Consider the following 14,875-nt stretch of genomic DNA (forward strand, 5'->3'; position numbering starts at 1 on the left):
GGAAAAAAAGTATGGATACTGACGATTGATGAAGTGATCTTCGTCCAGCTGCACAAGGCAGCGCGATTGCGTGTCGGCTGTCCCGAGTTTATGGCAGAAAACGCCCTTAGCTCAGCCCATCTCACACACATTGCTAAAAACCGCCTTGGAAAATAAAAACACCGCTGCAATCCAAGGACGCTTGCGCGCGGTACCACCTTGTTTGCAACGATGTTGATCGTTAACCACTTCATTAATCGTGTTCAATTGTCTATCAGGGAGCACCAGTCGACCCGGACCGCGGCGCTCTCAATCTTGCGCCACTTCCTGTATGGTCAGCCGCATCGCTGGCATATCCTAACGCTAGCAATTATATGAAACCACACGCGTGAAGTCAACGGCAACTGGTATTGCAAAGCTGCGTTTTCTGCACTTGATCAGACTTTCTTTTGCCAGCCCACTCGTCTACACTAGAAAGCAGAACTGGAGGGATGAGCGTGTCAATGAAATATCGTACATTAGGAAAAACCGGTTTTAAGATCAGTGAAGTGTCGCTGGGCACCTGGCAACTTGGCGGCAAGTGGGGAGCGCCGTTCGACCAAGAAGACGCCGACGCCACCTTGGCTGAAGCGTATGCCCAAGGGGTCAACTTCTTTGATACTGCAGACGGTTATCAAGGCGGTGCCTCTGAGCATACCGTGGGCAATTTTGTCCGCAGTCACCCAGATGTTCACTTCACCACCAAGATTGGCCGCAAGCAATCGCCGCTAAGCCTTGAACATTTTGACCCAGCACACTTAGACCGCTATGTTGATGAGTCATTAAAGAACATGCAACTGGACGCCTTGGATATGGTGTTGTTGCATTGCCCACCGATGATGACTTATTATGATCCTGAGGTGTTCTGGCATTTGGATCAGCTTAAGCAAGCCGGCAAGATCCGCAATTACGGCGTGTCTGTGGAACGCGTTGAAGAAGCACTCAAAGCCTTGCAATATGATATCAGCGCCGTTGAGATCATCTTCAACATGTTCCGCTTGCGCCCAGCAGCACACTTCTTCAAAGCGGCCCAAGCCGCCAACGTCGGGATCTTGGCGCGGGTGCCGCTAGCTTCTGGCTTGTTATCTGGCAAATACACCGCAGACACGAAGTTTGCCCCTGCTGATCACCGCAGCAACAACCGCCACGGTGAACACTTCGACAAAGGCGAAACCTTCTCCGGCGTGGACTATCTTACCGGCATCAAAGCAGCCAATGAATTGAAACACCGCCTGGGCACTGATGATTTAGCCGGCATGGCACTGCAATATATCCTGACTTACGATGCAGTTTCTGCCGTGATCCCCGGCGCCAGCAACCCCACTCAGATCCAGCGCAACACGCGCGCATCAGAGCTGCCGGCTTTTACTAGCAAGCAAATGGCGATCGTCCAAGACGTCTACAACCAATACATCAAGAAGCCAGTCGATTATCTGTGGTAAACACGCCAGAAAAATTAAACCGTGCGGCCAACACGTTGGTGCATATTCATGACGAAGCCTAGTGACCGCAACTTCAGGCAATTACAGTTGCATCGGGCCGCTGGCAAGCGCTATTTGTAGGACTTGTCAACTTCTTGAAGCATTCAAAAACGCCACAGCAAATTTCTGCTGTGGCGTTTTTTGTCCTGCAATCAAGCATTCACATTTGGTCTAGTCCAAGCTAATCACTGCCAGCTTGCGATAAACATGCGCACCAAAGGCGGCTTGCTTAGGTGCTTGATAAAACGGCGACCAGCTCAACGGATTATCATCGCGCTTGTCGACGCCGCCTTTGATCAACTCTGGAGTATAATCGGCAGTTTTCACTGTCAAACCAAAGCGATTCGGCAGGTATGGCGGCAGGTGCTTAATCAATTGATTGCCCCACGGGAAAAGCTGGGCCAAGCCGCCGCCTTGCAAGTACTCATATTGATCTTCATCTGGCAAGGTGAAGCCAAAACCGCCCAGTGCCTTTTGCAAGGCTTGGGCATCCCAATCATGACGCAAGCGGACTTGGTAATGATGCGTCGAGGATTGGCGCAACACCACATGGCCTGATGTCAACGTCGCAGGCCAAGTCGGCTGCGCGGCAGGATCAACACTATCCAGTTGCGGCCGCAGCAGCGACAACACCGTCGGCTTATACGGCACATAGGCAAAGTGATTACCCTTGAACACTTGCGTTAACAAGTTGATCTGGCCAATCACTTCTTCTTGCACCGGCACACTTTGCCGCGCCACCAGCATTGGTGAAATCGCCACAGTCCGCGGCGCACTCAACTGCCCAGCCGGCAGCTTGGCAAGTAACGGGGCAATGAGCGGATCTGCCGGATCAATGCCTAAATCTGCAGCAGAAACCCCGGGCACGAAGCGCAGCCACTCTCCGCCAATCAACGCATCAAAGGTGTTTAAAGTCTGGCCGAAATAATCAACCGTGACTGGCTCCAATGCATCCACTGCCAATAAGGGGCTAAGGAAATACCGCGCCAATTGCTCGACAATGAAGCGGCGGCGATCAGCAGCCAGCTTCGTCCATTCCGGTAACAATAATTCAGTGTTTGCCATATCGCACTCTCCTCAACAGTTCAAGCCGAGATAATGATGGGCTCGCAATAAAGGCCAATACAATGACGCAACCGCAGTACGCTGAAAAACGCTGTATGCTGAGTGCTGACGCACGACCCAGACACCTGATTGGATTGCCTGTCCGGAATTTTACATACTGTAGCCTTAACCGAGTTGCGCAAAGCATTGCGCCATAAGCTGCGACGCTTCCCGCATTTGTGTCATCATATCGGATAGCCGCCGCTAACAACGCTTTGCGCCGCTTTGATTAGTTGCTCTTTTTCGCTTTTCTTGCAGCCCGCAACTGTTCGCGTTTCTTCACGCGATTGTTAAACCAGCGTTCTTTGTCTTCGGCTTTCTTGATCTTCTTCTTGTAGCCCGGCATATGTTTCTTGGCTTCTTTAGCCGCCAAGCCACGGATCTTCAAGCTCCGCGGATCTTCTTTGGCCTTGCGCGTTACCCGGCGGTTGCGATCGTAAGAATCAACGATTTCGCCATTCTTGATGGCTTTAGGCGTGAAGTGGATCCCCATGTGTTCCAGTTCAGCAATCTTATCTTCTTGCCCTGGCGAATACAATGTAATGGCGGTACCGTGCATGCCATTGCGCCCGGTCCGGCCCACGCGGTGAATGAAGAACTCATCATCGCTTGGGATCTCGGCGTTGATCACATGCGAAACCCCTTTGATATCAATGCCGCGCGCCGCCAAGTCGGTGGCAACGACATATTGATACTTCAAGTTGGCAACTTCTTTCATCACGCGGTTGCGTTCCCGCGGCTGGATGCCGCCATGAATTTTGGCGACAGTCAGGCCTTGATCCGTCAGATATTGATGGATGTGGTCAACGCTGGTTTTAGTATTGGCAAAAATCAGCACCAAAAACGGCTGGCCGATGGTCAATAATTGATAGATCAACTGATTCTTATCTCGGCCTTTAGCCGCGATCAGCCAGTTGTCGACAGTATCAGCGATGACACTTTGCGGCTTGATCTCATACACCGTCGGGTTGGCCATGTACTTCTTCAAGAACGGCTGCAGCTTCTGCGGGATCGTCGCAGAAAACACCAGCATCTGTAAATCCTTAGGAAAAGTTGAAGCGATCGCATCAACTGCTGACAAGAAGCCCATATCCAAGGTCATATCCGCTTCATCGACAACGAAGGTCTTGGCTGTGTATGTGGCCAAGGCGTCAGAACGAATCAAGTCCAAGATGCGCCCAGGGGTGCCGATAACGATGTGCGGCTGTTGGTTCTTGAGTTTTTCGATTTGTTTGTTTTTATCTGTGCCGCCAACATAGCGGTGGATGCGGACATCCGGCATGTTGGCAGTCAAAGTCGTCGCCACCGTGTATAACTGAGTGGCCAATTCGCGACTCGGCGCGGTGATCACCGCTTGGACTTGATCCAAGCTTGTATCGATGCGATCAATGATCGGCACCAAGAAAGCATGTGTCTTACCAGAGCCGGTTTGGCTTTGGCCGATCACACTTTCACCACGCAATACCGCCGGGATCACGGCTTCTTGGATCGGGGTCGGTTCTGTGATGTGCATCGCTTCTAATCCAGCGATCACCTTGGCGCTTAATGCATATTGTTTAAAGGTCGTCATGAATTCTCCTATTTCGTGTAATCGGCGACAAGTGTAGCAAGTTCTGCGGCAATAGCTTGGCATTCGGCCTCATCTTCAGCTTTGGCGCCACTGGCCAACGGATGACCGCCGCCATGATGGGCCTTGGCCAGTTCATTGATCACTGGCCCTTTAGAGCGCAAGTTGACGCGATAAGGGGCGTCTTTTTGCTCAACGAAAATGACCCAGCTGATGACTTCACCTAAGCGTCCCGGTGTGCCAACAGCGGCATGCACCTGGTCTTTGGTCAAGCCTAATTCTTCAGTGACGGCCAGCGGGATCATCACGCTGGCTGCGCCGGCTTCGGTGATGTGCAAGTGGTTGAACACGTAACTTTGCAGCTTGGCTTGAGCAAACGTGATCTGATTCATGCGGTTGTTCAATGCCGTTGGGTCAAAATCTTCTTGGATCAACGCTGCGGCAACGTTCAAGGTATGCGCGCTGGTATTATTAAACAAGAAGCGTCCAGTATCACCAACGATCCCGGCATACAACAAGCGGGCAACGGCGGCATTCATGGTCAATGAGCCTGCAGCATGTTGGATCAGATCATAAATTAATTCTGAAGTTGAAGACGCTTCTGGTACCACCCACAACAGATCCCCATAAGCGTCATCGTTAGGATGATGGTCGATCTTGATCAGATAATCACCTGTGGCATAGCGCTGATCTGAAACCCGTGGTGTGTCGGCAGTATCCACCGTGATCACCAAGGCCCCTTGGTAATCGGCATCTGCCACGTCATCCATCGTGTTCAGCCATGCTAAATTACCTACTTCACCACCGGCTAACAATACCCGCTTCTCGGGAAAAGTTCCGCGGATCGCTTCTGCCAAGCCGCCTTGTGAACCCAGCGCGTCTGGGTCTGGGTTGACGTGGCGATGAATGATGATGGTGTCATAGGCCTTGATCTTGGCCATAATGTCGTCTAGTATCATATTTCCTCCGTGATCGATCAGTTCCGCTCCAACAACTGGCAAGTTAAGATCGCCTTGGCCACAGGCAAGCCGTCAGTTTGTAGTTCAATATCTAAAGTTGCTTCATGGCGCGTCATTTCCAGTGGCCGCACGTGGATATTCACCGTGGTTTCCAACTGGATCGGCCGAAACGTGTTCAATGACTGATGACCGACCAAGACGTTGCGTCGCCCAGCGCGGTTCAAGAATCCGGTAGCAGCGGCGTTAACCGCTTCATTCAACACCCCAAAAGACAAGGTGCCTAATTGGTTTGTCATCATGGGCGTGGTGTGCAGCTTATAGTCAGCTTCATCAACCTTGGTGGATTCCACCAGCGTCATTTGACCGGCGACTTGATCGGCAAAAGTCGCTGCGGTGTCGCGGTTGTGATTGAGATCTGCCATGCTGGCAAAAACACTGTGGCGCGTCACGATACCCAGCAATTGCCACGAATCATCAACAACAGGCAAGACTTTCAAGCCGTTACCTTGCATGGTATGACCAACGCTGGTCACCGACAGATAAGGTTTCACGGTCAATGGATCTTTGATCATCACGCGCTCCAGCGGCGTGGTCGTTTTCTTACCGCGCACGGAAGAATCGCTGACCATCCCCACCAACCGGCCAGTCGCCGTCACCACTGGCAAAGAGAAGTCGCTGCGCTCTGCACGCAGGCGCAAGAAATCTGCCACAGTATCATCTGGCAGCGCGGTTTGCACTTTGTTAAGCGGCGAATAAATCGCGGCTACAGTGAGAATGTCTTGTTTGATTGCTTGATCTGACAATGCGCGGTTGATCATGGTTGCCACGGTGAATGTATCGTAGCTGGTTTGCATTACCGGCAAACTGGCGGTGTTGGCCTTGGCAATCACTGCATCACTGGTCATAAAGCCCCCAGTGATCAAAACCGCGGCACCGTTTTCCAACGCCAATTTCTGGGCGTCTTCACGGTTGCCGATGATCATCAAAGAATTCGGGGTGATGTAGCGGATCATTTCATCCGGTGTCATCGCACCGATTACAAATTTGTCCAGCTGCTTGGACAAGCCAGCAGAACCGCCGAGCACCTTGCCGTCGATCAGCTTCAAAAGTGCCTTGAACGTCACAGAATCAATGTTGTTGATCGGCTTTTGTTCGATCCGGATCGTGCCGACGCGTTCGATAGTCGACACCAAGCCGGTGTTTTCAGCTTCTTTGATGGCGCGATACGCCGTGCCTTCGGAAACTTGTTGTTGCTTGGCAATCGTGCGCACCGAGATCTTGGTGCCAACGGCTAGGTTTGCAATAAATTGGAGGATCTGTTCGTGTTTCGTCGCCATAATATACCTCACGTCGAGTATTTGCGCCTTGTGCGCTGCGCGCTGTGTGTGTTTGACCTCAGTATAACACAAACTGACGCTGTACCAATCACAGAGGTAAGGTCAGATTCTCAAATTGTTGCGGCTCCAGTCCGGTAACGGTAATCCCCAGCAGGCGAATCGCCAGTTCTTGCGGCCGCACCGCTTCCCACAGTTGCCAAGCAATGGCAAACAGTTCTGCTTGATCTTGCACGAAATTCGGTAGGCTGCGTCTTTTGGTCAAGGTATTGAAATCTTTATCCCGCACTTTCAACACTACCACCTTGCCATGGCGCTGCTTGCGCTTCAGCGTCTCCGCCACCATTTGTGCCAAGGCCTGTAATTCGGTTTCCACTTGCGCATCTGTGGTGCGAATCTGCCGATAGGTGCGCTCTTTGCCAATGGACTTGGCATCGCGCACTTGTACCGGCCGATTGTCAATGCCGCGCACATGCTGATAAAGCCCCAGGCCCATTTTGCCAAAATGCGCCACGAGGTCGGCTTGGCTAAAGGCCAATAGGTCCGCGCCAGTATGCACGCCTAACGCTTCAAGCTTCGGCAAGGTCTTAGCGCCCACCCCGCGAAACGCCGCGATATCCAAGCGGGCCAGAAACAATTGCGCTTGTTCAGGCAAGATCACGGTGCGGCCGTTGGGTTTGTTGTACTCAGAGGCTTCTTTGGCCAGAAACTTGTTGTACGATAGGCCAAATGAGCTGGTCAGCTGCGTGGTTTCGCGAATCTTGGCTTGCAGCCACAAGGCCAAGTCGATGCTGGTGGCAAACTCTTGATTGGCCGTGACATCCAAATACGCTTCATCCAAAGCCACTGGTTCGATCAAGTCGGTGACTTGATGAAACAATTCGTGGATCGACTGTGACACCGTGCGATACTTGGTGAAATCCGGTGCCTTGAAGGTCAACAAGTGCTTAGGCACCAAATGCAGCGCTTCTTGCGCCGACATGGCCGAATGCACCCCATATTGGCGTGCGACATAATTGGCGGTGGTGACCACGCCTTTGCCGCCGGTGGTGCGCGGATCATACGCAATCACCAACGCACGCTTGCGCAAACTCGGGTCATCGCGCTGCTCGATGGACGCATAGAATGCGTCCATATCAATGTGTAAGATGCGCCGCGATGTGTCGTTGATCTGCGGCAGCGTCAACCATTCCGCCATTTGAGCCCCTCCTTTCAAGCCCCGTTCAGACAACAAAACACGCACGGTTACGATAGTCGCAAGCGTGCGTGTTGCCTTAATCTGCCAATTGAACGCGAGTCGGCTGCCAGATCCATTCGTTGCCGTCTTGCGCCAATAAGTCAAAGGCTTCTTTTGGCCCCATGGAACCGGCTGGATAAGTCGGCATCGTTGAATCATGTTGCCATGCAGCCAAAATCGTGTCGGTAAATTGCCAAGTCTTAGCCAATTCCGTCCAACGCGTGAAGTTGGTTTGATCACCATGCAAGGCGTCTTGGATCAACCGCTCATAGGCTTCTGGCGCCGTTTTGGCGGCGCGTTCGTCATGGCGATAGCGCAATTCTTCAGGCATCAAGTCATTGGATTGGCCTAAGACTTTACCGTTAAGTGTCAAGCTGAAGCCTTCGCTCGGTTCCACATAAATGGTCAAAACGTCTGGCTGCGCCGCTTGGCCAAACAAGTCATCAGCGACTGGCTTAAACACCACCGAGATCTGCGTCGACTTGCGCGTCATCCGCTTGCCGGTACGCACATAAATCGGTACCCCGGCAAAATCAGGCGTGTCGACAAACACTTTGCCGGCCACAAACGTGTCAGTTAGCGAATCCTTCGCCACACCAGTTTCCTCGCGATATCCTGCCACAGTCAGTTTGTCGATCACCGCACTGGCATATTGTCCGCGCACAAAATTCGCCGCCGCTTCTTCTTTGGTGTATTGATGCAAATGGTCAAACACGTCGCCTTTAACGGCATGCACCGCATCAGACGTCAAACTCGCCGGCTTGGCCATGGTCAAATACGCCAGCAGCTGCATCACATGGTTTTGCACCATGTCGCGAATAGCCCCGGAATGGTCATAATAGCCGGCGCGTTCTTCAACGCCAACAGCTTCAGCCAAGGTGATTTGGATGTTTTGGATATAATTTTTATTCCACACCGCCGCAAACATCGGATTGGCAAACCGCAGCGCCATGATGGCTTGAGTCATTTCCTTGCCTAAATAATGATCGATACGGTAGATTTGATCTTCATCAAACGTTGCCGTGATCGAATCATTCAGCGCTTGTGCCGACGCCAGATCATGGCCGAAAGGCTTCTCAATGACCAAGCGGTTGAAGCCGTTGTCGGTCAACAACGCTTCAGACTTCAAGTGTTCTGCGATCGTTGCAAAAAAGTCTGGCGCCATGGCCATGTAGTACAAGCGATTGCCGCCAACCTGGTATTGGTCGTCGAGCTTGGCGGCCAAATCCTTTAACGTGATGTAGTGATCCGCGTCAGTCACATCATGCGACTGATAATAGAAATGCGTGGCAAAAGCTTCTGCAGCTTCTACTGTCGCACCTGGTTCATCTTTAACCGCGTTAACGACGATATCGCGGTAGTAATCATCTGACCATGGCCGCCGTGCCGTGCCAATCACGGCAAAGCGCTTCGCCAAATAGCCACGCTGGTACAAGCCAAACATGGCCGGGTATAATTTCCGCCGCGCCAAGTCGCCAGACCCGCCAAATAGAATGATCACTGCTGCTTGTTCTTCTGCCATAAGCTTCTCCTCAAACCTACTTCTGTATTCATCATTTGCCGTGTAGCTGTACCAACGTGATTGTGCGCAAAGCGTGACGCCACCTGGGCACAAAACCGCCCATCTGTCGTCTTGCCTTATAGCCACCGCTAAATGCGCTTTGCTCCGCTCTGGTTTAAATGTTATCCGCCAATGCTGGGTCCACGAAGATATGCGCGGCACGGACTTTTTCAACACTCACTGACTGATCTGTTCGCGTCAGATGCAAGGTAACGGCTTGCGGGGTGACAGCAACGACGGTGAAATGGTCGTTGATACGTAAATCGATTTCATGGATATAATCGATCACGTTGATTTCATCTACCACCCGTTCAATGTGGCCCTTCTGCCCGACTTGCAAGGTAGCAAGCGGCACCCGCGATTGATCAAAATAATGACCATCGGCGTCTGGGATCACACCGCCGTGGGGGCAATACTGCGGGTTGCCTAACAGATCCGACAAGCGATCTGCCATCATTTGCGTGGTCGCATGTTCCAGCTGTTCAGCTTCTTGATGGATTCCATCCACCGGATAGTGCAACGATTGCACCAGAAATACTTCCCACAAGCGATGGTTGCGCACTAATAAAGCAGCACGCTTTTGGCCAGTAGCGGTGAGTTTGATGCCTTGATATGGCGTGTGTGTTACATATTCTTGCTCGACTAATTTTGTGATCATCTCACTGACCGAAGCCGCGGAAACATCCAGGCCGACGACGATCTGCTTATTGGAAATCAACTGGGTATCGCCGCCCAGTTCAAAAATCATTTTAAGATAATCTTCTTTATTAGGTGTCATAACTCATCCTTACTTTTAGTGGCAATTGTCTTAATCTATTATGGCATGAAACCACCAAAAAAAGAAGTCACACAACGTGGCTTCTTTCCTTAATATCAAATGCTCAAATTACGGGCGAACCGATGGGCTAGAAGCGGTGCCTTCATACTCATCCAACAAGATCTGCTTCATGTCAGCGATCAGTGGTTCGACTGGGTTAGTCACCGTGCAGTTGTCTTCATAAGCGAGTTCGGCAATGCGATCTGCATTGGCTAAGACTTCCTCTTTGCTGATGCCTTGATCCTTCAGGCTCATCTTGACACCGACGCGGCCGGCTAAGTCAATGTAAGCTTGCACGAAAGCTTCAACCAATTCTGCGGTGGTGTTGCCCTTCAAGCCCAAGTACCGCGCGATTTGGGCATAGTCTTCATCGGCCTTGAAGTAGTTATACTTCGCCCATACAGCCCGTTTCGTTGGGGTCTTGGCGTTATAGCGCACCACGTGTGGGAAAGTGATCGCGATGCAACGGCCATGAGGCAGATGGTAAGTCTGACCCAGCTTGTGGGCGATACTGTGGTTGATCCCCAACAAAGCGTTAGCAAACGCCATGCCGGCAATCGTTGAAGCATCGTGCATCTTCGCTTTGGCTTCCAAGTCGCCATTATAAGAAGCTTCCAAGTTGTCAAAAGCCAGTTTCAAGGCCTCAAGTGAAAGCCCGCGAGTGTATGAACTTGCCATAGTCGAAACAAAACTTTCAGTGGCGTGGCAAATGACATCCAACCCGGTATCAGCAACGACCTTTGGCGGAACCGTTTCGATGAACTGCGGATCAACTAAGGCCACATCAGGCGTCAAAGCATAATCAGCCAATGGGTACTTGATACCGGTATCAGAATCCGTGATAACCGCAAATGGGGTCACTTCAGAACCGGTACCAGAAGTCGTTGGAATGCAGACTAACTTAGACTTGGTTGGCTTCGGGAACTTGTACGTACGCTTGCGGATATCCAAGAACTTCTGCTTGGCGCCGAAGAAGTCGCCATCACCATCATAGAACAACCAAATGCCTTTAGCCGCATCCATGACAGACCCGCCGCCGATGGCCACAATGGCATCCGGCTTGAAGTCTTTGGCAATTGCCGTACCTTTGTAAACCGTGTTGCTGGAAGGATCTGGTTCAACATCCAAGAAGGTTTGCACATCGACATTGTTGGTGCGGTTCTTCAACACATCTTCAACGATGCGGACATAGCCTAACTTCTCCATGCCCCGGTCGCCAACGATCAAGACGCGATCAAGCCCGTCCATCTTCTCCAAGTAGCGTACCGAGTTGCGTTCGAAGTAGATCTTCGGTGGCAGCTTGACCCACTGCATGTTATTGCGACGCTTAGTCAATGTCTTAATGTTCAACAAGTCGATCGTCCCCACATTATGCGAAATTGAGTTACCACCGTATGAGCCGCAGCCCAGCGTCAACGACGGGATCATGTTGTTGTACAGATCCCCGATGCCGCCCATTGTGGATGGGGTATTGACCAAGATACGGCAGGCTTGCATCCGATCGGCGTATTCAACCGCGAGATCCTGATCTTGGGTATGGATGACCGCAGTATGGCCCAACCCACCGATATCAAGCATCTTTTCTGCCTTGGCAAAACCATCTTCGTGGTCAGTTGCTTTGAACATGGCCAGCACTGGGCTGAGCTTTTCGTGAGACAGCGGGTACTTGTCGCCTGGTTCTGGTAATTCAGCGATGATCAGTTGCGTGTCTTTAGGAATGTCGATCCCGGCCCAATTGGCGATTTGCCAAGCACTTTGGCCGACGATCCGCGGGTTAACAGCCATCTTCTCGGTGTTGATCACCGTTTCGGTGAACTTCTGCAGATCCTTCTTGGCCACGAAATAAGCACCTTGGGCTAAGAATTCTTGCTTGACCTTGTCATAAATCGGCGCATCAACGATCATGCCTTGTTCAGATGCACAAACCATCCCATGGTCGAAGCTCTTGGACAACATGATATCGTTAACGGCTTGCTTAATGTCGGCAGTGGCTTCGATGTAAGCAGGCGCGTTACCAGCACCAACCCCTAAGGCTGGCTTGCCGGAAGAATAAGCGGACTTGACCATGCCAGGGCCGCCAGTGGCTAAGATCGTGGCAATCCCAGGATGATGCATCAAGGCTTGGCAAGCTTCGATGCTTGGCACTGGAATGAATTGCAATGCCCCTTCTGGCAAACCGGCTTTAACCGCTTCGTCACGAATGACTTCCAGTGCCCGAGCAGATGACTTCTGCGCCCCTGGGTGGAAAGAGAAAATAATCGGGTTACGGGTCTTGATCGAGATTTCCGACTTAAACATTACCGTGGAGGTCGGGTTGGTTACCGGCGTTACCCCGGCAATCACGCCGATTGGTTCAGCAATGGAGATGATATGCTTTTGTTTGTCTTCGCTGATCACGCCGACAGTTTTGTCGTCTTTGATCGAGTGCCAAATTTCTTCAGTGGCAAACATGTTCTTAATGGCTTTATCTTCATAGACCCCGCGGCCAGTTTCTTCAACAGCCAGCTTAGCCAGTTCCATATGGTGATCCAACCCGGCGATGGCCATCCGGTGGACAATATGATCGACTTTGGCTTGATCGAAGCCCTTCATGATCTTCAACGCTTCTTGTGCTTTGGCCACAAGTTCATCGATCATCTTGTCGACGTCAACTTGCTTGGTCTCTTTTGGTTCAGTAGATTTAAGCATTCTGCATTTCCTCCACGGATAAAAGTTTTCGTTAACCATTTCACAAGAACACTATAACCGATGGTTGTGAATTTGTAAACAGGTTAAGTGAACTTTTTCACGGTTTTTTTTGAAATGCCGGTTTGGCGCGCTTTATATTTAAATATACGATTGTGTGCGATGTGATTATGTGAGCTTTACTAGTCTGTGACTGTTCATTTTAATACTCAAAACTGTTTCAATCCTGTTCACTAGTACACGAATTCTTCAGATCATCAATCTTCATCAAGACCGCACAGTCTGTTTTGCCCGCTCATCCGCCAAGCGTGCATCACTGCTGCTTGCACTTGCAGGCATGCACAATTGCCGCCATGTGCCCATACTCGCTGATCATAAGACTTCCCCGGGGGTGGCCATCCTGATTGGAACACAGAAGGTCAGGTGCGTGGGGCCTGCACCCTGTTTTCGAACACAAAAAAAAGTCCCCCACCAGGGAGACTTCGCAATATTAATCTTTCTTTTCAGTATCATCGTCAGAAGACGGTTCAGAGTACGGCTTATCCGTGCTGGCTTCAGCTTTATCTGAGTCGGCTTCGGACTTGGCTTCAACTTTGGCCGCTGGCTTTGCAGCAGCTGGAGCAGTTGGTTCGTTCACGGTGCGGATCGCCGTTAAATTGAAAGTCAGGTAAATGCCGTCCAGATCCAAATCGACCGTGCCATTGGCTTTATCGATCGAATCAATGACGCCATGCAAGCCGCCAATGGTGACGACTTTTTGGCCCTTCTTCATGCTGTTAAGCATCTCTTGCCGCTTCTGTTGTTGCTTCTTTTGCGGACGCATCATCCCGAAGTACATGAAGGCCCCCAAGATGACGACCATGATGATCATAGACATATTTTGCAAAATGCGCACCTCGTTTATTTTTTCTAATCAATACTGTACCAGATTATGGCACGGTATGCCAATCAGACTTAAGCACTAGAAACTCTTAGCGCCTGGTTTGTTGTAGCCGTATTGCTCAAAGAACGCTTCGCGGAAGTCCAATAACGCATCATTGGCAATGGCTTCGCGGACTTGTTGCATCAGGTGTAACAGGAAGTACAAATTGTGATAACTGGTCAACCGGATCCCGAAGGCTTCGTCGGTATGAATCAAATGACGAATATAGGCCCGGGTATAATTGCGGCAGGTGTAGCAATCACAATTTGGGTCAAGCGGCGTGAAGTCTCGTGCATATTTGGCATTTTTGATCACAACACGGCCATTGCTGGTCATGGTGGTGCCATTTCTGGCAATGCGCGTCGGCAAGACACAATCGAACATGTCGATGCCGCGCATCGCCCCGTCGATCAAGGCATCAGGCGAGCCGACCCCCATCAAATACCGCGGCTTGTTTTCTGGCAGCAGCGGCGTGGTGAAGTCCAAGACATGGTTCATTTCTTCTTTGGACTCACCAACCGACAAGCCGCCAATCGAATAGCCTGGAAAATCCAATGAAACCAAATCACGAGCACTTTGTTGGCGCAGATCCTTGAAGCCGGCGCCTTGGACAATGCCAAACAGCGCTTGCCAATCCGGATTCTGATGCGCCTTTAAGCCGCGCTCGGCCCAGCGGGTGGTCCGAGCAACAGATTTCTTGACATAGTCATAACTTTCAAAAAACGGCGGGCATTCATCAAAGCTCATCATGATGTCAGGACCTAAAGCATTCTGGATGCCGATCGCCTTTTCTGGAGATAAGAACATTTTGGAGCCGTCCAGATGGTTCTTGAAATGCACGCCTTCTTCTTGAATGTCGCGCAATTCGGCCAGTGAGAACACCTGAAAACCGCCGGAATCCGTTAAGATCCCCTTGTGCCAGTTCATGAACTTGTGCAAGCCGCCTGCTTCTTCAACAATATCTTCGCCAGGCCGCAGCCAAAGGTGATAGGTATTGGCCAAGATGATGCCTGCGCCCATGGCATCAAGTTCTTCTGGCGCCATAGTCTTGACTGAAGCTAACGTGCCCACAGGCATGAACATCGGCGTGGGAAACGTGCCATGCGGCGTAATCAACTCGCCAAGCCGCGCACCGGTGTGTTTGTCAACGTGTTTGAGCCGGTACTTTACTGCTGGTTCCATTGGACCTC

General features: G+C 51.2%; 11 protein-coding genes. 1 reads left to right on the plus strand and 10 read right to left on the minus strand.

Annotated elements, in window-relative coordinates:
* Positions 1-482 precede the first annotated feature (482 nt).
* Entirely contained in the window at positions 483-1,460 is a 978-nt protein-coding gene (locus ACGG90_RS01565; RefSeq protein WP_390404982.1) for an aldo/keto reductase, read from the plus strand.
* Positions 1,461-1,670: 210 nt separating this feature from the next.
* On the opposite strand, the gene ACGG90_RS01570 is transcribed toward ACGG90_RS01565, so the two are convergent.
* The 10 genes from ACGG90_RS01570 to tgt all read right to left on the minus strand — a co-directional run bounded on the left by ACGG90_RS01570 (position 1,671) and on the right by tgt (position 14,867).
* Positions 1,671-2,564 carry a hypothetical protein gene (locus ACGG90_RS01570; protein WP_390404984.1) on the minus strand — a complete coding sequence of 298 codons (894 nt, stop codon included), beginning with the start codon at positions 2,562-2,564 and terminating at the stop codon, positions 1,671-1,673.
* Positions 2,565-2,832: 268 nt separating this feature from the next.
* Positions 2,833-4,173: a DEAD/DEAH box helicase gene (locus tag ACGG90_RS01575; RefSeq protein WP_390404987.1), complete on the minus strand. Its 1,341-nt coding sequence runs from the start codon at positions 4,171-4,173 to the stop codon at positions 2,833-2,835.
* 8 nt (positions 4,174-4,181) lie between these two features.
* Positions 4,182-5,129: a DHH family phosphoesterase gene (locus tag ACGG90_RS01580; RefSeq protein WP_390404989.1), complete on the minus strand. Its 948-nt coding sequence runs from the start codon at positions 5,127-5,129 to the stop codon at positions 4,182-4,184.
* Between the two features lie 17 nt (positions 5,130-5,146).
* Positions 5,147-6,466 carry a DRTGG domain-containing protein gene (locus ACGG90_RS01585; RefSeq protein WP_390404992.1) on the minus strand — a complete coding sequence of 440 codons (1,320 nt, stop codon included), beginning with the start codon at positions 6,464-6,466 and terminating at the stop codon, positions 5,147-5,149.
* 88 nt (positions 6,467-6,554) lie between these two features.
* Positions 6,555-7,661 (minus strand): DNA polymerase IV, encoded by a 1,107-nt coding sequence (gene dinB / locus ACGG90_RS01590; RefSeq protein ID WP_390404994.1) that lies wholly within the window; start codon positions 7,659-7,661, stop codon positions 6,555-6,557.
* A 76-nt stretch (positions 7,662-7,737) separates the two neighbouring features.
* Positions 7,738-9,222: a glucose-6-phosphate dehydrogenase gene (zwf, locus tag ACGG90_RS01595; RefSeq protein ID WP_390404996.1), complete on the minus strand. Its 1,485-nt coding sequence runs from the start codon at positions 9,220-9,222 to the stop codon at positions 7,738-7,740.
* A 154-nt stretch (positions 9,223-9,376) separates the two neighbouring features.
* Positions 9,377-10,039: a metal-dependent transcriptional regulator gene (locus tag ACGG90_RS01600; RefSeq protein WP_390404998.1), complete on the minus strand. Its 663-nt coding sequence runs from the start codon at positions 10,037-10,039 to the stop codon at positions 9,377-9,379.
* Positions 10,040-10,147: 108 nt separating this feature from the next.
* Entirely contained in the window at positions 10,148-12,766 is a 2,619-nt protein-coding gene (adhE, locus tag ACGG90_RS01605) for a bifunctional acetaldehyde-CoA/alcohol dehydrogenase (RefSeq protein ID WP_390405001.1), read from the minus strand.
* Between the two features lie 487 nt (positions 12,767-13,253).
* Positions 13,254-13,640: a preprotein translocase subunit YajC gene (gene yajC / locus ACGG90_RS01610; protein WP_390405427.1), complete on the minus strand. Its 387-nt coding sequence runs from the start codon at positions 13,638-13,640 to the stop codon at positions 13,254-13,256.
* 84 nt (positions 13,641-13,724) lie between these two features.
* Complete coding sequence (gene tgt / locus ACGG90_RS01615) at positions 13,725-14,867, minus strand: tRNA guanosine(34) transglycosylase Tgt (RefSeq protein WP_390405004.1); 1,143 nt, start codon at positions 14,865-14,867, stop codon at positions 13,725-13,727.
* Between the last annotated feature and the right edge of the window lie 8 nt (positions 14,868-14,875).

Source organism: Lacticaseibacillus jixiensis (assembly GCF_042847315.1).
In the GTDB taxonomy this organism is placed as follows: domain Bacteria; phylum Bacillota; class Bacilli; order Lactobacillales; family Lactobacillaceae; genus Lacticaseibacillus; species Lacticaseibacillus jixiensis.

Excerpts from the sequence above, each read along its gene's own strand:
- ACGG90_RS01570 (WP_390404984.1), bottom strand. The coding sequence starts at position 2,564 with ATGGCAAACACTGAATTATTGTTACCGGAATGGACGAAGCTGGCTGCT.
- ACGG90_RS01580 (WP_390404989.1), bottom strand. The coding sequence starts at position 5,129 with ATGATACTAGACGACATTATGGCCAAGATCAAGGCCTATGACACCATC.
- ACGG90_RS01565 (WP_390404982.1), top strand. The coding sequence starts at position 483 with ATGAAATATCGTACATTAGGAAAAACCGGTTTTAAGATCAGTGAAGTG.
- adhE (WP_390405001.1), bottom strand. The coding sequence starts at position 12,766 with ATGCTTAAATCTACTGAACCAAAAGAGACCAAGCAAGTTGACGTCGAC.
- yajC (WP_390405427.1), bottom strand. The coding sequence starts at position 13,640 with ATGTCTATGATCATCATGGTCGTCATCTTGGGGGCCTTCATGTACTTC.
- tgt (WP_390405004.1), bottom strand. The coding sequence starts at position 14,867 with ATGGAACCAGCAGTAAAGTACCGGCTCAAACACGTTGACAAACACACC.
- ACGG90_RS01600 (WP_390404998.1), bottom strand. The coding sequence starts at position 10,039 with ATGACACCTAATAAAGAAGATTATCTTAAAATGATTTTTGAACTGGGC.
- zwf (WP_390404996.1), bottom strand. The coding sequence starts at position 9,222 with ATGGCAGAAGAACAAGCAGCAGTGATCATTCTATTTGGCGGGTCTGGC.
- dinB (WP_390404994.1), bottom strand. The coding sequence starts at position 7,661 with ATGGCGGAATGGTTGACGCTGCCGCAGATCAACGACACATCGCGGCGC.
- ACGG90_RS01585 (WP_390404992.1), bottom strand. The coding sequence starts at position 6,466 with ATGGCGACGAAACACGAACAGATCCTCCAATTTATTGCAAACCTAGCC.
- ACGG90_RS01575 (WP_390404987.1), bottom strand. The coding sequence starts at position 4,173 with ATGACGACCTTTAAACAATATGCATTAAGCGCCAAGGTGATCGCTGGA.